Origin of the sequence: Bradyrhizobium erythrophlei (genome assembly GCF_900142985.1) — a bacterium.
GTDB classification, from domain to species: Bacteria; Pseudomonadota; Alphaproteobacteria; order Rhizobiales; family Xanthobacteraceae; genus Bradyrhizobium; species Bradyrhizobium erythrophlei_B.
The window spans coordinates 360,489-379,382 of record NZ_LT670849.1; the positions used below are offsets into that span (position 1 = coordinate 360,489).

The 18,894-nt window shown below is 62.1% G+C and carries 13 protein-coding genes and 1 pseudogene; 6 read left to right on the forward strand and 8 right to left on the reverse strand.

Features of this window, described 5'->3' with window-relative positions; all coding sequences use genetic code 11:
* Positions 1–103: 103 nt before the first annotated feature.
* Positions 104–769, forward strand: a pseudogene (locus tag BUA38_RS01630) (TIGR03915 family putative DNA repair protein); the annotation flags it as partial.
* A gap of 268 nt (positions 770–1,037) precedes the next feature.
* On the forward strand, positions 1,038–2,672 hold the full coding sequence (locus tag BUA38_RS01635) for an inorganic phosphate transporter (protein ID WP_072825737.1): 1,635 nt from the start codon (positions 1,038–1,040) through the stop codon (positions 2,670–2,672).
* 112 nt (positions 2,673–2,784) lie between these two features.
* Here BUA38_RS01635 and BUA38_RS01640 read toward each other — a convergent pair whose 3' ends face one another.
* Positions 2,785–3,957: a M20 aminoacylase family protein gene (locus BUA38_RS01640; protein ID WP_072816306.1), complete on the reverse strand. Its 1,173-nt coding sequence runs from the start codon at positions 3,955–3,957 to the stop codon at positions 2,785–2,787.
* Between the two features lie 162 nt (positions 3,958–4,119).
* Between BUA38_RS01640 and BUA38_RS01645 the strand changes: the two genes are divergently transcribed.
* The gene (locus BUA38_RS01645; protein ID WP_072816308.1) at positions 4,120–5,739 is read left to right on the forward strand and encodes a GMC family oxidoreductase; all 1,620 of its coding nucleotides are present in this window, start codon (positions 4,120–4,122) and stop codon (positions 5,737–5,739) included.
* Between the two features lie 121 nt (positions 5,740–5,860).
* Here the strand turns inward: BUA38_RS01645 and hpnO are convergent, their stop codons facing one another.
* A complete protein-coding gene (gene hpnO, locus BUA38_RS01650) occupies positions 5,861–7,252 on the reverse strand; it encodes an aminobacteriohopanetriol synthase HpnO (protein WP_072816311.1) in 1,392 nt (463 codons plus the stop codon).
* A gap of 155 nt (positions 7,253–7,407) precedes the next feature.
* Here hpnO and BUA38_RS01655 point away from each other — a divergent pair, with 155 nt between their 5' ends.
* A complete protein-coding gene (locus tag BUA38_RS01655) occupies positions 7,408–7,962 on the forward strand; it encodes a DUF2147 domain-containing protein (RefSeq protein WP_072825738.1) in 555 nt (184 codons plus the stop codon).
* Here BUA38_RS01655 and BUA38_RS01660 read toward each other — a convergent pair.
* Positions 7,930–10,518 (reverse strand): MMPL family transporter, encoded by a 2,589-nt coding sequence (locus BUA38_RS01660; protein WP_072816313.1) that lies wholly within the window; start codon positions 10,516–10,518, stop codon positions 7,930–7,932. The two genes, BUA38_RS01655 and BUA38_RS01660, sit on opposite strands and share 33 nt — an antisense overlap.
* 421 nt (positions 10,519–10,939) lie before the next feature.
* Between BUA38_RS01660 and ispH the strand changes: the two genes are divergently transcribed.
* Both ispH and hpnH read left to right on the forward strand, forming a co-directional pair.
* Positions 10,940–11,866 carry a 4-hydroxy-3-methylbut-2-enyl diphosphate reductase gene (gene ispH, locus BUA38_RS01665; protein ID WP_072816315.1) on the forward strand — a complete coding sequence of 309 codons (927 nt, stop codon included), beginning with the start codon at positions 10,940–10,942 and terminating at the stop codon, positions 11,864–11,866.
* 31 nt (positions 11,867–11,897) lie between these two features.
* Positions 11,898–13,046 carry an adenosyl-hopene transferase HpnH gene (gene hpnH / locus BUA38_RS01670; RefSeq protein WP_072816317.1) on the forward strand — a complete coding sequence of 383 codons (1,149 nt, stop codon included), beginning with the start codon at positions 11,898–11,900 and terminating at the stop codon, positions 13,044–13,046.
* Here the strand turns inward: hpnH and BUA38_RS01675 are convergent.
* The 5 genes from BUA38_RS01675 to hpnC all read right to left on the reverse strand — a co-directional run bounded on the left by BUA38_RS01675 (position 12,987) and on the right by hpnC (position 18,756).
* On the reverse strand, positions 12,987–13,718 hold the full coding sequence (locus BUA38_RS01675) for a phosphorylase (RefSeq protein ID WP_072816318.1): 732 nt from the start codon (positions 13,716–13,718) through the stop codon (positions 12,987–12,989). The genes hpnH and BUA38_RS01675 overlap by 60 nt on opposite strands.
* Complete coding sequence (gene shc / locus BUA38_RS01680) at positions 13,715–15,685, reverse strand: squalene--hopene cyclase (protein WP_156898905.1); 1,971 nt, start codon at positions 15,683–15,685, stop codon at positions 13,715–13,717. Before shc ends, BUA38_RS01675 begins: the two co-directional genes overlap by 4 nt.
* A 76-nt stretch (positions 15,686–15,761) precedes the next feature.
* The gene (gene hpnE, locus BUA38_RS01685) at positions 15,762–17,015 is read right to left on the reverse strand and encodes a hydroxysqualene dehydroxylase HpnE (RefSeq protein ID WP_072816320.1); all 1,254 of its coding nucleotides are present in this window, start codon (positions 17,013–17,015) and stop codon (positions 15,762–15,764) included.
* Positions 17,016–17,041: 26 nt separating this feature from the next.
* Positions 17,042–17,881: a presqualene diphosphate synthase HpnD gene (gene hpnD / locus BUA38_RS01690; protein WP_072816322.1), complete on the reverse strand. Its 840-nt coding sequence runs from the start codon at positions 17,879–17,881 to the stop codon at positions 17,042–17,044.
* Complete coding sequence (hpnC, locus tag BUA38_RS01695; RefSeq protein ID WP_072825740.1) at positions 17,878–18,756, reverse strand: squalene synthase HpnC; 879 nt, start codon at positions 18,754–18,756, stop codon at positions 17,878–17,880. Before hpnC ends, hpnD begins: the two co-directional genes overlap by 4 nt.
* Positions 18,757–18,894: the final 138 nt, after the last annotated feature.

An 18,894-nucleotide genomic window follows, 5' to 3' on the forward strand; every position in this document is an offset into this window, starting at 1 on the left:
CTCATTTGTTCATGATATGTTCTAATTTAAAGCTAACGGCGACGAAAGAGTCAATCGAATTGGCCGCTCTGAGATTCGTAAATGGAATCAAGGGGATTTAGACATGGACGGGCAACCCAAGCTGGAAATCCGCATCCACGAAACCGATTTCGACGGCTGGCGCCAAGCCGCTCGCGCGCTGGTGCTGGATGGCGTCACACCAGAGGACGTGATGTGGAGCATCAAGGGTGAAGAAGAATTGTTCGCACCCGGCGAGAGGCAGCCGCAACCGCGCTCATCGACCGAAACATTCAGCGTTTCCGCCAGGTTTGTAGAGCTCGCCAAAATCGCGATCCTGCACCGTGATCCCCGGCGGTTCGCGATGCTTTACCGCCTGTTGTGGCGATTGCGCTGCAATCACGACCTTCTCGAGGTCGCGACCGATCCCGACGTTACCAGCGTCACGGCGATGGCAAAGGCAGTGCGGCGCGCCGAGCACAAGATGCACGCCTTTGTCCGCTTCCGCGAAATCGGGCGGGAACGCGACGCGCAATACGTCGCCTGGTTCGAGCCGGAGCACCATGTCGTTGAGCTGGCAGCGCCGTTCTTCGCGCGCCGTTTTGCCGATATGCCCTGGTCGATCCTGACGCCCGAACGCTGCGCACATTGGGACGGCTTTGCGATCTCGTTCACGTCGGGCGTCAGCAAGGCGATGGCGCCAACCTCGGATCGACTGGAAGAGACATGGCGGCGCTACTACGCCACGGTCTTAAATCCCGCCCGGCTCAGGTGAAGGCGATGCGGCATGATCGACTTTTTGAGCCGTTCTGCTAGGTTCCCTCACGCGAGCGTAGACCCGCTCGTTTTTGCCATTTATTCCCGCACAAATTTGCGTGCGATCGGCAGGCTGCTCACAAGGCCGTTCAAAAGATTTTCTGTCAGCAATTCAATAAGATCTGGGAAGTTCTTCGTTACCGGCGGGGATAACTCCGCCTATGTCATCTAACCTTCAAAACCATCCGTCAATGATGAAGGCTCACCGTATCAGGGGCGTCGATATGTCTGATTTTGCACTTGACCAAAAAATTAGCGGGACGGACGGCGGACCGATCCAGCCTGCCTCCCGACCCAATCTCGACAAGGGCTTCAACCCCCTGACGATGATCATCTTTTTCGGCATTCTCGCGGCAGGCCTGCTGTTCGTGGCTTACAGTATTTACGCCGACGTCGATGCCACCGGCGCCAAGATCACGACCTACCTGCCCTACATCCTGCTGATGGTAGCGCTGCTGATTGCGCTGGGCTTCGAATTCGTCAACGGCTTCCATGACACCGCCAATGCGGTGGCGACCGTGATCTACACCCATTCGCTTCCGGCCGAATTCGCCGTGATGTGGTCGGGCTTCTTCAACTTCCTCGGCGTTCTGACCTCCTCCGGCGCGGTGGCCTTCGGCATCGTTTCGCTGCTGCCGGTCGAGCTGATCCTTCAGGTCGGAAGCAGCGCCGGCTTTGCGATGGTGTTCGCCCTGCTGATTGCTGCGATCATCTGGAACCTCGGCACCTGGTGGTTCGGCCTGCCGGCTTCCAGCTCCCACACCCTGATCGGGTCGATCATCGGCGTCGGCATCGTCAATGCGCTGATGCGCGGCCGCGACGGCACCTCGGGCGTTGACTGGAGCAAGGCCACCGAAATCGGCTACGCGCTCTTGTTGTCGCCGCTGGTCGGCTTCATCTGCGCAGCCTTGCTTCTGCTGCTCCTGAAAGTGCTCGTCCGCAATCCGGCGCTCTACGCCGCGCCGGAGGGCAACAAAGCCCCGCCCGTCTGGATCCGCGGCCTTTTGATCCTGACCTGCACCGGCGTCAGCTTCGCGCACGGTTCGAACGACGGCCAGAAGGGCATGGGCCTGATCATGCTGATCCTGATCGGCACCGTGCCCACCGCCTATGCCCTCAACCGCGCCTTGCCGGACTCGCAGATCGCCGTGTTCCAGCAAACCTCCGACGCCGCTTCCAAGGTGGTTGCGGCCAAGGGCGCCGGCCACAGCATCATCGGCGATCCGCGCCCGGCCGTAACGCAATACGTGTCGCAGCATCGCATCAGCGAAGGCACCTATCCGTCGCTCGCTGCCCTGGTGAAGGACGTCGGCGATCAGGTCCAGAAATACGGTTCGCTGAACAAGGTTCCGTCCGAGGTCGTCGGCAACACCCGTAACGACATGTACCTGACCTCGGAGGCGATCCGCTTCCTGATGAAGGACAAGGAAAGCGACCTCAGCAAGGACGAGATCGCGACCTTGAACAAGTACAAGGGCTCGCTGGACGCCGCCACCAAGTTCATCCCGAACTGGGTGAAGATCGCGGTCGCGCTGGCGCTCGGCCTCGGCACCATGATCGGCTGGAAGCGCATCGTCGTCACGGTCGGCGAGAAAATCGGCAAGACCCACCTCACCTACGCGCAAGGCGCGGCCGCCGAACTGGTTGCTGCTGCTACGATCGCCGCAGCCGACAACTTCGGCCTCCCGGTGTCCACCACCCATGTGCTGTCGTCCGGCGTCGCCGGCGCCATGGCCGCGAACGGATCGGGGCTTCAGGTTGCGACTATCCGCAACATGGCGATGGCCTGGGTGCTGACGCTGCCCATAGCGATCATGCTTTCGGGCAGTCTGTACTTTATCTTCGCCCACCTGTTCTAGATTCAGGCGGATCGAACACATCAGAAAGGGGCCCGCGTGACGCGGGCCTCTTTTATTTTGGCTGATTGAGTAGTCCGGCTATTTGACCGTGTTTGTTCAGCAGCGCCAACCCTCACGCCGCGAGCGTGTTCTCGACCAGCTTGATCCAGTAGGACGTGCCATAGACGATCGCGTCGTCGTCGAAATTATAGGCCGGATGATGCAAGCCGGCGCTGTCGCCATTGCCGCAGAAGATGAACGCGCCCGGCCGCTTCTCGAGCATGTAGGCGAAATCCTCGCCTCCCATCAGCGGCGGCATCTCGGTAACATTGCCGTTGCCGGCGACTTCTTCCGCCACCTTGATCGCGAAATCGGTTTCCGCCGCATGGTTGACGACGACCGGGTAGCCGCGAAGGTATTCGAGGTCGATCTTGGCGCCGGTCATGCGTGCCACGCCCTCGACCACCTCGCGTACCCGTTTTTCAACCAGCGTCCGCACTTCCGCGGTCAAGGTCCTGACGGTGCCCCGGATTTCGGCGGTTTGCGGAATCACGTTGCGGGCGTTGCCAGCGTGAAATTCGCACATCGAGACGACCGCGGACTCAAGCGGATCGACGCTCCTCGAAACGATCGACTGCAACGCGGTCACCAGTTGCGCGCCGACCATGACGGAATCGATGGAGAGATGCGGACGCGCGGCGTGCCCGCCGCGGCCCTCGATATGAATGTTGACGGCGTCGGTCGAGGCCATGATCGGGCCCGGCCGGATCGCAAAGGAGCCGACCGGAATCCCCGGACCATTGTGCATGCCGTAGACCTGATCGATTGGGAAGCGATCGAATAGCCCGTCCTTGATCATGGCCGCGGCGCCGAAACCGCCCTCTTCCGCCGGCTGGAAGATCACGACCGCATCGCCGGCGAAATTCCGGGTTTCGGCCAGGTAGCGTGCCGCGCCGAGCAGCATCGCGGTATGCCCGTCGTGACCGCAGGCGTGCATCTTGCCCGAGGTTTTCGAGGCATAGGGCAGTCCGGTCGCCTCCTCGATCGGAAGCGCGTCCATATCGGCACGAAGTCCGATCGTCTTGACGCCGCTGCCTTTGGCCGCCTTGCGTCCCTTGATGACGCCGACGACGCCAGTCCCGCCGAGACCCGTCACCACCTCGTCACAGCCGAACTCTCGAAGCCGCTCCGCCACGAAAGCCGACGTACGCTTCTCCTCGTATCCGAGTTCAGGATGTTCATGGATGTCGCGGCGCCAAGCCTGAATGTCAGGTTGCAGGTCGGCGGCACGGTTGACGATGGGCATGGGTAAACTCGGTTTTGAATGCTTGATCAACGTCTTATCTAGCACACCGGTTGTGGTGGACCCAATAGCTCTGGATCATTGACAAAGCGGCCGGGTCGAGACTTTCTCCGGCCCATTAACGTCTGACTAACGGGATAGCGGACGAAGGGCGGAAACGAGAAAATGACGACACGTATCGAGGGAGATTTCGACTACATCATCGTCGGCGCCGGCACTGCCGGATGCATCGTCGCCAACCGCCTGTCGGCCAACCCGAAAAACCGGGTTCTGATCCTGGAAGCCGGCGGCAGCGACAACTGGATCTGGTTTCACATCCCGGTCGGATACCTCTTTGCGATCGGCAATCCGCGCTCCGACTGGATGTTTCGCACCGAGGCTGAGGCCGGTCTCAACGGACGTTCGCTGGCCTATCCACGGGGCAAGGTGATCGGCGGCTCCTCGGCGATCAACGCCATGATCTCGATGCGCGGACAGGCCGCCGATTATGATCACTGGCGGCAGCTCGGCCTCACCGGCTGGGGCTACGACGACGTCCTGCCGGCCTTCCGCCGGCTGGAGGATCACTTTCTCGGCGAGAGCGAACATCATGGCGTCGGCGGCGGCTGGCGTATCGAGGCGCCGCGGCTGTCATGGGCCGTTCTTGATGCCGTCGGCGACGCCGCCGAGCAGATGGGCATTCGCAAGATTGCGGATTTCAACACCGGCGACAACGAAGGCGTCGGCTATTTCCACGTCAACCAGAAGCGCGGCCGCCGCTGGTCCTCGGCGAGAGGATTCCTCAAACCCGCGCTGACGCGCACCAACCTGCGCCTCGAGAAGAACGTCCTGGTCGACCGCCTCATCGTCGAGAATGGCCGTGCCGTGGGCGTCGCGTTCACGAGGGACGGACAGGTTTTCGAGGCCCGCAGCAAGGGCGAAGTGATCCTGTGCGCTGGCTCGATCGGATCGACGCAGGTGTTGCACCGCTCCGGCATCGGTCCGGCGGAATGGCTCAACCCCCTCGGCATCGCCAGCGTGATCGACCGGCCGGGTGTGGGGCGCAATTTGCAGGACCATCTGCAGCAGCGCGCGATCTACAAGGTCTCCGGCGTGCGCACCCTCAACGAGACCTATTACTCTTACGTGCGGCGCGGCCTGATGGGCCTCGACTACGCCTTTCGCCGACGCGGCCCATTGACGATGGCGCCCTCTCAGCTTGGTATTTTCACCCGCTCCGACCCTCATCGCGAGCGCGCCAACATCCAGTTTCACGTCCAGCCGCTATCGCTCGACAAGTTCGGCGATCCCTTGCACCGCTTTCCGGCGATCACGGTCAGTGCCTGCAATTTGCAGCCGACTTCGCGCGGCACCGTGCGGATCAAGTCGCAGGCTCCCGGAGAGGCGCCTTCGATTGCGCCGAACTATCTGTCGACCGATGAAGACCGTCAGGTCGCCGCCGACGCCATCCGCGCCACGCGGCGGCTGATGAAGCAGCCGGCGCTTGCACGCTTTTCTCCGGAAGAATTCCTGCCCGGTCCGTCGGTCGGCGATGACGGCGCTTCTCTGGCGAAAGCCGCCGGCGATATCGGCACCACCATCTTTCACCCCGTGGGCACGGCCAAGATGGGAACGCAAAGCGATCCGCTCGCCGTCGTCGACGAACGGCTGCGGTTTCGCGGGCTGGCCGGCTTGAGGGTTGCGGATGCGTCGGTCATGCCGACGATCACCTCGGGCAATACCAACACGCCAACGGCGATGATTGCCGAGAAAGGTGCTGCGATGATTCTTGAGGATTCGCGCTGATCTCACGCGCAATCCGCGTGAGATCCGGAGCGCTTTCGAGCGAAGTGGAAACCGGTTCGCGTGAAGAAAACGCGTCAAAACAGAAGAATAGTGCCCAGTTCTGCTTCGACAGGCTCTCGCATCAGGCCGATTTGCGAACGGCGTTGTCGACCAGGGTCTTGCCGAGCGACCAGATCGCGCCAGGGACCTTGTGGCTCGCTGCAATCGTGGAATCGAAAGCGCGTACGATCCAGTTGCAATCTTCCTCGGTGATGGTCAGCGGCGGCAACAGCTTGATGGTGTGGCTGCCGTGGCCCGACACCTGGGTCAGGATCTTGTGGTCCTTGAACAAGGGAACGGTGATGAGCTGACAGAACAGCCCCTTGTTGGCGGTCTCCAGCACGTTCCACGACGCCTTCAGCCGCAGTGACTTCGGCGAGCCGAACTCAAGACCGATCATCAGGCCCTTGCCGCGGACTTCCTTGAGAAGTTCGTAGCCCGGGACCATCCGGTTGAGCGCAAGCCGAAGCTCGGCGCCACGCTTGGCAGCCGCCTCGACCAGCTTCTCCGCTTTCATGACCTCGAGCGTGGCAATGCCGGCCGCCATCGCCAGGTCGTTCTTTGCAAACGTCGAGCCGTGGACGACCGCGCGGTCCATTTGATTGAAGATCTTGTCGAAGACGCTCTTGCGGGTGAGCACCGCGCCGACCGGCACGTGACCGCCCGAGAGAGCCTTTGACAACAGAACCATGTCGGGCTCGACGTTCCAGTGCTCGACGGCGAGGAAGCGTCCGGTGCGGCCCATGCCGGTCTGGATTTCGTCCGCAATCAGCAGGGTGCCGTACTTCTTGCACAGCGCAGCCGCGCCGGGCAGGAATTCGTCGGTGGGCATGTTGACGCCCTTGCCCTGGATCGGCTCGAAGATGAAAGCGGCGACTTCACGCGACGACAGCGCCTGCTCGAGCGTCGCAAGATCGTTGAACGGAATCGTGGTACAGCCGGGAAGCAGCGGCTGGAAGCCGCCACGGAAGTTGGAATCGTCGGTCAGGGAGAGTGCGCCATAGGTCAAGCCGTGATATGCGTGGGCGCAATAAACGATGCCGGGCCTGCCGGTGGCGCCGCGGGCAAACTTGATGGCAGCCTCGACACACTCGGCGCCCGAATTGGCGAAAAACACCTTGTCCAGATATGGGACATATTTCAGCAACCGCTCGGCCAGCACGCCGGCAAGGGTCGAAACGTCGAGCTGCACGAGATTGGGAAGGTCGGCATCGAGCACGCTCTTGAGCGCCTGTCGCAGAGCCGGATGATTCCGGCCAATCGCAAAAACGCCAAAACCGCTGAGTAGGTCGAGGTAACGTACCCCGTCACGATCGAAGAGATACTGACCTTGGCCCTTCTGAAAACCGACATCATAGCCGATCGTTTTAAGGACCCGAACGAGCTGTTCGTTCAGATGGCGCGCATGCATGGAGCTGCGCTGGCCCTGCCGGTCCACAAACATCTCAGAAATATCTAGATTAGGATCTGTCATCAGCTACATACTTCTATAAGCGCTAGTTCCGTCAACTGAAAACGCTGAATGCGGCGTTTTGCCATCCTCGGAGTATCCATTTGAACACAGGTTACCCCATGTTGCACCGCCCGCGAGACGTCGTGCGCACTTTTATAGTTTTTGGTGTATTCGCCATGAGTGTTACCCCTGCGCTGGCGGCGGATCCCAGCGGCGACTGGAAGGTGGCCGATGGCGTCGCCAATATCCGCGTCGCCGAGTGTAGTGGCAACATGTGGGGCGTCGTCGCCTGGGAGCAAGAACCCGGCGGCCTTGACGACCACAATCCGGATGTCTCGAAAAGGAGCAGACCCACCCTCGGCATGCCGATCCTCATTAACATGAAGAAGAAGGCCGGCGTCGATCAGTGGGAAGGCGAGGTCTACAACGCCAAGGACGGCAAGACGTATAGCTCGACGATCAAACCGATCGGCTCCGACAAGCTGGAAATTCAGGGCTGCGTGCTCGGCTTCCTGTGCGGTGGGGAAACTTGGACTCGCGTGGCCGGCCCCATCCCGCCGAGTCCTGCGGCCAGTGTAGCAAAGGGCGCGAAGGCTCCGGTAGCCCCGAAAACTACGGGCGCGATGACTGCGACGACAAAAATGCCAGCGGGTCAGAAGCAGACAGCCACGACCACCGCCGACGTGGGCGATATCTGCCTACTCGCCGATATCGCGCGGCTTGCCCATTAGCGCAGGCTGAAACAGCAGCACCGCGGCAAGCGTGGTGACAAGCGACAGCGCCAGAAGCTTGCCCATGCTCGCCGTGCCGGGATGGCTCGACAGCCACAGACTGCCGAACGCCGTCGCCGTCGTCAGCGCGCTGAAAAATATCGCGCGTGTCAGACTCGATTGCAGCAGATTCGTTCTGCCTGAGCGCCACGCGGTGACATAATAAATCTTGAAGGCAACGCCAACGCCGAGCAGCAAGGGCAGCGCGACGATGTTGGCGAAGTTGAGCGGCAGGTCGATCAGCACGCAGATCTCGAGCGTCACCGCGCCCGCGACCAACAGCGGCACCAGCGTCATCAGCACGTCAGAGATGCGCCGGAGCGTCAGCCAGAGCAGCAGGCTGATCACGACCAGCGCCCAGAAGCCGGCGTGAATAAAAGCCCTTACGATTGTTTCGCCGGATTTGAGAATCGATACCGGACCACCGATCGCGGTCGGCTCGGCGACAAGCACGGCAGCCGCAAACTTGCGCAGCGTCTCGTTGTCGTTGGGATCGCCGCGCGGCTCGGCCTCGACACGCATCAGGCCATCCTTGGTCTTCCAGCCGTTCACGAGATCCGCCGGCAGGTTATTCAGACTGACCGGCTTTGCCTGCAAGGCGCTCTTGAGCTGATCGAGCACGACTTTGAGAGGCGTGACGAAGATGGCTTGCGCCTTTTCGCGCGTCGCCTGATTGGAATCGGCGAGCTTCTGCAGATCGTCGGCCAGCCGCCGCGCGGCGACCGCTCCCGGCCCCTTGGCGTCACCCGCGTTCCTGCGCAGGCTCTCCGCCGATCCTTTCAAGGCATCGACGTTTTCCGCATCCGACGGCGGCTCGTCGATCGATTCAGGGTTGAGCGCCGGATTGAGAGTCTTGGCCCCTTGCGCAATCAGCTTCAGCTTTTCCGGCTGATCTTCCGGCACGAAGCTGTCGAGCGAAACCACGCGCAGCACTTCCGGCAGCTTGGAGAGCTTTTCTTCGATCTTCTTCGCATCGGCTTCCGAATTCGTCATCACGTTGATGGCGTTGGCGCCGGTGTTCGGATCCTTTCGCAGGTCGAGAAACGTCGAGATCGATTCCACGTTGGGATTGCGCAAGTGCATCGGGTTGAAATCGAAGTGCAGGAAGTAAAGCAGCGGCAGCCCGGCAACCGCGACCAGCAAGGTCCCGCCGACGATGATGACGCGATGGTCTTCGAGGAAACGATCGAGCGGGGCCAGGAAGGCGTAACCGACCGGCTCGTCCTCGCCCGGCGGATTGATCAGGCTGAGCAAGGCCGGCAACACGGTGATGCTGGAGAGAAACGCCACCAGCATGCCGAGGCCGGCGATCTCGCCAAGTTCCGAGACGCCCTTGTAATCGGTCGGCAGAAAACACAGAAATCCCGCGGCCGTCGCCATGGCGGCGAGCGAAAGCGGAACAGCGGAGCGCTCCGCGGCACTCGCCAGCGCCGTGTTCAGATCGTTGCTCTTGAAGCGTTCCGATCGATAGCGCACGCTGAACTGGATGCCGAAATCGACGCCAAGGCCAACGAATAGAACAGCGAAGGCTATCGACAGCAGATTGAGCGAGCCAACCATCATCAGGCCGAGCGCCGTGGTGATCGAAAGGCCGATGAACAGATTGGCGAACACGGCCGAGATGATCTTGGCCGAATGCAGCGCCAGCCAGAGGATGACCAGAACGACCAGAACGGTCCCGACCCCGTTGACGACGGCGCCGTCGGCAACGGTTGCAAACTCCTCGTTGGCGATCGGCACCGGGCCGGTCAAGCGTACCCTCGCACCGTATTGGCCCTGAAAATTGAGCTGGGTCGCCGCCTCGCGAATAGCGTCGGTGGCCGCCTTGCCCGGCTCGAGCGCGTTGAAGTCGAGGATCGGCTTGAATTCAATGAAATTCCGTTTGTCGGAATCGGTCAGCGGCTTGTCGCTGACGAGTTCGCGCCACGAGAAGGTCGCGTTGCCGTTCTTCAGCACGTCCTCGATCGTGCGGGAGATCTGGTTGAACGGCCGCTCCGCACTGTCGAGCTTGATCTGGCCGCGCTTGACGCCCGCGAGCACGGTTTCCAGGGCGCCGGTAAGACCCCGGATGCTCGGATCGCCCGCCATGATCTCGATCAGCGGCGCCGCCGATTCGAACTGCCTGGTAAGACCGGCGACTTCTTCCTTCGGCAGGAACAGGAACCCGTTCTTCTCGAAGAATTCACCGGAGCCGAGCGGCAGCACGGCCTGGAAATGCTCCTTGTCGCCGGCCAGCTTCTGGTAGAGAGCGGCGGCCGCCGAGGCCGTCAGTTCGGGGGTAGGCCCCTCCACCACCGCGATGATCGTGCTGTCCTGGTCGAAGGCTTGATCAAACTGAATGTCGCGCTTGCGCCAATCGAGATCGGGGGAAATCAGCTTGTTGATGTCGGTGTTGATCTCGAAATGTTGCGCCGTATAGAATCCGGCTCCAACCGCAAGACCGAGCGCAATCAGAACTGTGGTGGCCGCAAACCGGGTGCAGGTCTGGACAATCGAAACAACTATCTTTGTCAGCACGTCTACTCTTTCTGGTGTCTGCGGCCTGCCGGAAACGCTCGCTGTCTAGCGGAGTTCCCCTGGCCGATCTAATGTTGTTTTTGCGCTTTTCCGGCGGTGAGAGGCCTTAAAAGGCCCAGAAGGCGCGAAATTCGGGCTATCGGGCGCCTCGACGCACTTATTTGACCGTTATGACGCAGCTTTGAGAAAATCGAGAGCAGTCAAGCCAAGAAAGTATTATTTTACCTATATTAACGCTGCGAACCACATATACCTACCCATGTGTCCCCTCCGCTCGTAGCCGCCTTTCCTATCCGGTCTTTTTTTGACACAAAGCCCTGCGCCAGCAGGGCCCGGGGGAATGTTGGTGCGGATGTTGCACACCTGCGTTGATATCTGGGCGCCAAAACGGGGATAGTTGAACTTGCGTAACGGCCATCCAATGGAAGTTTATCTGGCACAGCCCCGCGGATTTTGCGCGGGTGTGGTGCGGGCGATCGAGATCGTCGAGCGTGCGCTCGAGAAGTACGGTCCGCCGGTCTACGTTCGGCACGAGATCGTCCACAACAAGTACGTGGTCGAAAGCCTTAAAAACAAGGGTGCGATCTTCGTCGAGGACCTTTCCGAGGTCCCGCCGCGGGCCGTGACCGTGTTCAGCGCCCACGGCGTGGCCCGCAGCGTGGAAGAAGAGGCCGCCGCCCGCGGCCTGCCGGTGCTTAACGCCACCTGCCCGCTGGTGACCAAGGTCCACAACCAGGGCAAGCGATATATGTCGAAAGGCCGCTCCCTGATCCTGATCGGCCATGCCGGCCATCCGGAGGTCGAGGGCACCATGGGCCAGGTTCCAGGCCCCGTCCTGCTGGTCCAGAACGTGGATGACGTCGCGGCATTGACCCTGCCGGCCGACACCCCGGTGGCCTATATCACCCAGACCACGCTCAGCGTGGACGACACCAAGGACATCATTGCGGCCCTTCACGAGCGTTTTACAGATATTCAAGGCCCCGACACCCGGGATATCTGCTATGCGACACAGAACCGCCAATCTGCGGTAAGGGACCTCAGCAAGCTCGTCGACGTTATCCTGGTAGTAGGCGCGGCCAACAGTTCCAACTCAAACCGCTTGCGGGAGATTGGGACCGAGGTTGGCGTTGCCAGTTATCTGATCGCCGACGGCAGCGAGTTGAACCCAGAGTGGTTGAAGGATGCCAAGGCCGTCGGAATCACCGCCGGCGCGTCGGCACCGGAAGTTCTGGTCGACGACGTGATCGAGGCGTTGAAGCGGATTGGACCTGTCGCCGTATCTGTACTCCCCGGCCGCGAGGAAAATATCGAATTCAGGCTCCCGGCCGAGTTGACGGCGAGCTGATCAACCTCTGACTACGGAAAGAAAGCTTGTAATGGCAATACCGTTCTTCAAGGAAATTCGCATCGGCGGCTATCTGATGAAGCAGAAGCTGTTGGGCCGGAAACGGTACCCGCTGGTGCTGATGCTGGAGCCGTTGTTCCGCTGCAATCTGGCCTGCGTGGGCTGCGGCAAGATCGACTATCCCGATGCGATCCTCAACCGGCGCATGACCGCGCAGGAGTGCTGGGATGCGGCCGATGAATGCGGCGCGCCCATGGTCGCGATCCCCGGCGGCGAACCGCTGATTCACAAGGACATCGGCGAAATCGTGCGCGGCCTCGTGGCGCGCAAGAAGTTCGTCTCCCTCTGCACCAACGCGTTGCTGCTGGAGAAGAAGCTTCATCTGTTCGAGCCGTCGCCCTACCTGTTCTTCTCGGTGCATCTGGATGGCCTGAAAGAGCACCACGACAAGGCCGTGTCCCAGGAAGGCGTGTTCGATCGCGCCGTCTCGGCGATCAAGGCCGCCAAGGCCAAGGGCTTTACGGTCAACGTCAACGCCACGATCTTTGATGGTCATTCGGCGGAAGACATCGCCAAGTTCCTCGACTACACGGTCGAGCTTGGTGTCGGCGTTTCGATGTCACCGGGCTACGCCTATGAGCGTGCGCCCGACCAGGAGCACTTCCTCAACCGCACGAAGACCAAGAACCTGTTCCGCGATGTCTTTGCGCGCGGCAAGGGCAAGAAGTGGAACTTCATGCACTCCAGCCTGTTCCTGGACTTCCTGGCCGGCAACGAGACCTATGAATGCACCCCGTGGGGCATGCCCGCCCGCAACATCTTCGGCTGGCAGAAGCCCTGCTACCTGCTCGGCGAAGGCTATGCCAAGACCTTCAAGGAGCTGATGGACACCACGGATTGGGAAACCTACGGCACCGGCAAGTACGAGAAGTGCGCCGACTGCATGGCCCATTGCGGCTATGAGCCGACCGCAGCGAGCGATGCGTTTAAGAATCCGCTGAAGGCGCTCAAGGTGGCGATCTCCGGCGTGCGTACCTCGGGCCCGATGGCGCCGGAAATCGACCTGACCAAGCAGCGTCCGGCGCAGTACATCTTCTCTGCGGAAGTGCAGAAGCGGCTGTCAGAGATCCGCCGTGACGAGGCCCTCGCTGCCCAGCAAAAAGCTTCGACAGCCGCGTAGGCTGCGAAGCGCACGGTTGAAATCGATGCCGGTCGTCACGAGATCGCGCAGCGTTCGCGGATTACGCGCAACGCTGCGCATGATCTGACGCAGGTCGAGATCGCCGTTCGGCTTGATGGCGGCCATGGCCACTGACGGCAAAGCCCGGTGGGCGGGATCGCTGACGACCCGTAGCGCAGCAAACGGCAGCCCTGCATTGGCGGCATATTCCGCCGCAATGTGGCTTTCCATGTCGACGGCGGCAGCGCCCGTCTCCTGATGCAGCGCTTCCTTGAGGTGACGGGCCGCAACCACCTGTTCGGCGCCCGCCAGACGTCCCCTGACGATGCGCCGGCGCCCTAGCCCGACGCTTGCGATCAGATCGTCATTCAAGGAAAGACCCGCCAGCCAGCGGGCATCGCCAGCCAGCACTTCGGTCGCAACCACGACGTCGCCCGACTTGAGGGACGGGTCGAGGCCCCCGGCCACGCCGAAGCTGATAACGCCCCTGATCGTCGTCGGATCGAATACGGTCAGCAGCGCGCGCAATTGCTTCGGATCGCTACTGCTGCAGATAACCGTCATTCCGGGACCGGATGCGATCCGGGCCTCCTGAATGAGACCAGTGACGATGAGCACCGGCCGCGGGTCCACCTTGCCCGACGGCGCTCCAACCCCTGCCCCCAACTTCACATCCCGACCCCTACCACCCTGCTGTTGGTCTTTCGCAAATTCCGGTACCGCGCCAACGCCCAGAGCGGAAAGAATTTCGAATAGCCATGATAACGCAGATAAAACACCCGAGGAAAGCCCGTAGCGGTATAGCGTTGCTCATCCCACAAGCCCTTTTGGGTCTGTGTGGCCATCAGGTAACGGATTCCGCGGGCAACGGCCGCATTTTCCACTTCACCCGCCGCCATGAGACCAAGCAAGGCCCATGCCGTTTGCGAGGCTGTCGACGGGCCGCCGTCAAATCCCGTGTCGAATTTCTTATAGTCGAGTCGGTAGCTGGTCGCATCCTCCCCCCAGCCGCCGTCCGCGTTCTGGATCGAGACCAGCCAGTCCGCCGCCTTGCGCATCATCGGGTCGCTGTGCGCGACGCCGGCGGCGTTGAGCGCGCATAGCACCGACCAAGTTCCGTAGACGTAATTCAGCCCCCAGCGGCCATACCAGGAGCCTTCCGCGAGCTGGGTCCTGCGCAGGTAGGCGATGCCGGCCGCGACCGACGGGTTCCCGGCGGTCTCCCCGAGCTGGGCCAGCATGGAAATACAGCGGGCGGTGACGTCCTCGGTCGGGGGGTCCAGCAGCGCCCCGTGGTCCGAGAACGGGATGTTGTTCAGGTAATATTCGAGGTTGTTGACGTCGAAGGCTGCCCAGCCCCCGTCCTTGCTCTGCATGCCCTCGATCCACTCGCGACCGCGGGCGATCGCGGCGTCATAGGCCGGGTTCGGCGCGCTGCGACGGGCGCGGTCCATGGCCATGACGACGACCGCAGTGTCGTCGAGGTCCGGATAGTAGGCGTTGTTGTACTGGAACGCCCAGCCACCGGGGCGGATCTGCGGAGCCTTGACCGCCCAGTCCCCTTTCACGTCCAGAACCTGTTTGGGCACCAGCCAATCCAACCCCCGCTTGGCCGGCGCCACCGCCTCGTCGCTGCCGGCTTCGAGCAAGGCATGACAGGTCAGCGCGGTGTCCCAGATCGGCGACACGCAGGGCTGGCAGTAGGCTTCGTCCTCGCCGATCACCAGGAGCAGGTCGAGCCCGCGCCGCTGGCTCGCGCGCGGCGGATAGTCGGGCCCCTTGCCGAGCGCCTCGTACATCATGACGGCGTTGGCCATTGGCGGGAAAATAGCGCCCATCCCGTCCTCGCCGTTGAGCCGCTCCTCGGTAAAGGCCACGGCCGCGTTGACAGCGCGCGCGCGCAGCCACTTGGGGAACAGCGGCTCGATCACGCGCAGGATGCGGTCCAGCGTACTGAACAGCACGTGCCAGCCCCGGCTCTGATGCGGCGCCCTCGACGTCATGCCGACGGAGCGAGGATCCTCCAGGAACAGTTCGTCGATGCCGACACCCTTGGGATTTTTCGCACGCGGCTTCAGCGCGGCCAGCACCAGAAGCGGCACCAGCGTGGTCCGCGCCCAGTAGGAAATCTTGTTCAGATGGAACGGCGACCACATCGGCAGCAACATGATCTCGACCGGCAGCACCGGCGTTGCGCGCCAGGTCGTCACGCCGAACAACGCCAGCATAAAGCGCGTGAAGACGTTGCTTTTGCTCGCGCCGCCGCGCGCATGGATGGCTTCGCGCGCCCGCAACATATGCGGCGCGTCGATGGCATCGCCGATCATCTTCAGGGCGAAGTAGGCCTTGACGCTCGCGCTCATGTCGAACTCGCCGTCATGGACCAGCGGCCAGCCGCCATGCGCACCCTGAACCCGCCTGAGATATCTGGCGATCTTGGCTTCCAGAACCGTATCGACCGGCTCGGCGAGATAGTGTCTGAGGAGCACATATTCTGCCGGAATGGTGCAGTCGGCCTCGAGCTCGAATACCCAGTGGCCGTCGGCCTGCCGGAAGCCGAGCAGCGCTTGCGTCGCCGAGCCAATGCTCGTCTCAAGCACCCCCGTATCGATTCCGGGTGTATTGGTCGCGGAAGGCATAATGCCCGACATCCCTGTATTCATTGCGTCGTACTTGCTGGTCCCGTTGCGCCGGCGCTTTCGCGCCGTCTTCCGATCAGGCCTGGCCTGTCGCCAGGACAAGATCGGCGGCGCGGTCACCCGACCGCACCGAACCTTCGATGGTCGCCGGCAACCCCGTATCAGTCCAGTCGCCGGCAAGAAACAGGTTTTTGAAGGCCGTTTTGGGCCCCGGCCGCTGGGCGTTCTGTTCCGGCGTCGCCTCAAATGTGGCACGGCGCTCGCGCACGATCTGCCACGGCGGCAATTCGCCCGAAACCCCGGTCGCCTGGCAGACGTCGCGCCAGAGGGCCTGGGCGAGTTCCTCGCGCGGCATGTCGACCAGCCGGTCGGCGCCGCTGATGGTGATCGACAGGCGCTGGGGGAACGCGAAAACCCACTCCACGAGCCCTCCGACGACGCCCAGGATCGGCGGCGCGTCCCTCGGCGGGTCGATGCGAAAATGACCGTTCACAATAGCCTTGAATTTCGTCGGCGTTTTCAGCCCCGGCAGCAATGAGGCCGCGGACCGCGGCGGCACGGCCAGCACGACAACGTCCGAAGGCCCGACCGCAATCTTCTCGTCGCCGAAGTTGAGCTCGTTGACGAGATCCGCCGCACTGGCAAATCCGCGCAGCTCTTTGCTGAATCCGATATCGGCGCCCTTAGCCTGCAACAGCTTGACCGCCGGCTCGACCAGGACCGCGCTCAAGCCATCACGGGCAATCAACGGCCGGCAGGCCTGTCCGCCGGCGAGCAGCGTTTCGCGCACAATGGCGCCGGCAAGACCGGCCGACCCCACCGGCGGATCGACGTTGAGCGCAGCCAGCAACAACGGTTGCACCAACCGCTGGTACAAAACTCCCTTGGTGGGGATGGCATCGCCGACGAGCCTCGAAGGCGACGACCAGATCAGCGGCATCAGCGCCAGATAGTCGCTTAACGTCGTATCCGGCACGCGGCGCTCTCGGTCGAAGAGCCACAACGGCAGACGGCCATCACCGAGATCGAGCCGCCAGCGCTTTCCCGTCGCGAGATCGACAAAGGGAAACTGGGCCCGCTTCGGCCCGACCAGCCCCGCTTCGGTGCCGATCGATTTTGCGTAAGCCAAAGCGTGGCTGTTGCCGGACAACAGAAGATGATTGCCGTTGTCGATCATCAGATTGGTTGCAGCATCGAAGTAGGAACGGCAGCGCCCGCCCGCCTGCTGCGTGGCCTCGTAAACGCGCACTTTGAAATTCGCGTTCGCCAGCCTCACCGCGGCCGACAGGCCGGAAATTCCCGCGCCAACGATATGGGCAACTCTTTGCATCGTGCGATTGGATGAGGTGTTGGAAATCAGAAAAAGCCGTAGCGAAGCAGGATGGCAAGCTTGGCCACCTTGTTCAGACGAACCGGCGCCCGCGGGTTAGCGAACCCGCGCGCAACAAGCAATCCCAGAATGGAACCGTAGTATCGCGACATGATCCGTGGCGCACGCACCGCCGGGCGCGGATTGCGGGCCATGATCTCGTCTGACTTCGCAAAGTGCTCCCTGGCCCGCTCCACAAGCGGCGCGCAGACCTTCGGCAGCGCCGGGTCGGCGGCCACGACAAGCGGATCGGTCGATGTGATGCCGGCCTGCGCCAGCCCCTCCTTGGGCAGGTACAGCCTTCCGATCCCGGCGTCCTCGTCGATGTCGCGCAGGATGTTGGTTAACTGCAATGCGCGCCCGAGATGATGTGCGAGCAGAATGCCGTCCTCTCGCGGCATGCCGAACACGCGCACCGACAGACGCCCGACGGCGCTGGCGACGCGGTCACAATAGAGATCGAGGGTCGCGAAGTCCGGCGCACGGATGTCCTGCGGGACGTCCATTTCCATGCCGTCGACGATCGCCAGAAAATCGTCACGTTCGAGCCCGAACTGCCGAACTGAAGCCTCGTAATCGCGTAAGCGCGCCGGCGGATGGCCTTGATAGAGCGCGTCGATATCGTCGCGCCACTGCTGCAACGCGGCCAACCGCTGTTCTCTCGGCCCGGGCGAGTCGGCAATGTCGTCGACTTGGCGGCAGAAACTGTAGATCTGAAACATCGCCTCCCGCTGCTCGCGCGGAAGCATGCGCATCGCGGCGTAGAACGAACTGCCAGATGCCGTCGTCCCGTAATTTGTATCGGCTACCGCCGCCTCTCCCGTCATGCGCCAGCCGCCGTTTTCGAGACAGGACGACGCCCGGAGAGACGGCGGATCGTTTCCCCCGCCATGCCACTGAGGCTGAAGGTGAGAAGTTCGACCGGATTGAGGTGCACCCGTTCGCTCAGGGGATCGCGCACCTTCAGAAGGCGAACGATCCGGTCAGCGAAGGATTGTATGACCGATACTTCAAGCCCAAGCCGGAAATCCCTGACCTGGGCGGGTAGCATCCTGCCTTCGTCGAGCAGCGCCTCGTTGCGTGCGGCCAGCGATTGCAGACATTGCAGCAACGCCGGTGTGGCGCGCGCCTCGCCCAATTGTTCGGCAGTAGCGCCCACGGCCGCCAGTGCGTCGCGCGGCAGGTAGACACGGTTGAGATTCCGGAAATCCTTGCCGCAGTCCTGAAGGTGATTATTGATCTGAAGGCCCGCGCAAATGGCGTCCGACGCGGCCCAGGTCGAGGTGCTCTCGCCGTGAACGTCGAGCACGAACCTGCCGACCGGCATCGCCGAATATCGGCAGTAGTGAATCACCTCGTCCCACGTCTCATAACGAAGCTTGGTGACGTCCATGCGGAAGGCGGTCAGAAGATCGAGCGCATGGCGCGGCGGCATCCCGCGCTCTGCCAGTACCCGGCGCAGATTGACGGCCTCAGGCTGGCTGTCGCCCTTGCCGAGCAACTCAGCCTCCAGAAGATCGAGAAGCGAAAGCTTCTCGTCTCCACTCAGGCTTTCGTGATCGGCGATGTCATCCGCCGTTCGAACGAAATTGTAGAACGCAAGGATCAATGGCCGGTGGCGCGGATGAATGATCCACGACGCGACCGGAAAATTCTCGTCGCGGTGGCCCTTGCCGGATCGCCATTCGCTCGCGTTGGTCATCTCAAAAAACTTAACGGTGTCAGGGTTGCGCATGCGTCGGTGATCCCGGCACGCTTGTGGCATTTCGTATGCCCCATATAGGGGAATACACTACCAAAACCAATGCCATCCACACGCATAGACAAGCGCCCGCCGCGC

Bases quoted from the DNA above. Each gene is read 5' to 3' on its own strand.
- BUA38_RS01635 (WP_072825737.1), top strand. From the start codon at position 1,038: ATGTCTGATTTTGCACTTGACCAAAAAATTAGCGGGACGGACGGCGGA.
- BUA38_RS01640 (WP_072816306.1), bottom strand. From the start codon at position 3,957: ATGCCCATCGTCAACCGTGCCGCCGACCTGCAACCTGACATTCAGGCT.
- BUA38_RS01645 (WP_072816308.1), top strand. From the start codon at position 4,120: ATGACGACACGTATCGAGGGAGATTTCGACTACATCATCGTCGGCGCC.
- hpnO (WP_072816311.1), bottom strand. From the start codon at position 7,252: ATGACAGATCCTAATCTAGATATTTCTGAGATGTTTGTGGACCGGCAG.
- BUA38_RS01655 (WP_072825738.1), top strand. From the start codon at position 7,408: ATGAGTGTTACCCCTGCGCTGGCGGCGGATCCCAGCGGCGACTGGAAG.
- ispH (WP_072816315.1), top strand. From the start codon at position 10,940: ATGGAAGTTTATCTGGCACAGCCCCGCGGATTTTGCGCGGGTGTGGTG.
- hpnH (WP_072816317.1), top strand. From the start codon at position 11,898: ATGGCAATACCGTTCTTCAAGGAAATTCGCATCGGCGGCTATCTGATG.
- shc (WP_156898905.1), bottom strand. From the start codon at position 15,685: ATGCCTTCCGCGACCAATACACCCGGAATCGATACGGGGGTGCTTGAG.
- hpnE (WP_072816320.1), bottom strand. From the start codon at position 17,015: ATGCAAAGAGTTGCCCATATCGTTGGCGCGGGAATTTCCGGCCTGTCG.
- hpnD (WP_072816322.1), bottom strand. From the start codon at position 17,881: ATGACGGGAGAGGCGGCGGTAGCCGATACAAATTACGGGACGACGGCA.
- hpnC (WP_072825740.1), bottom strand. From the start codon at position 18,756: ATGACCAACGCGAGCGAATGGCGATCCGGCAAGGGCCACCGCGACGAG.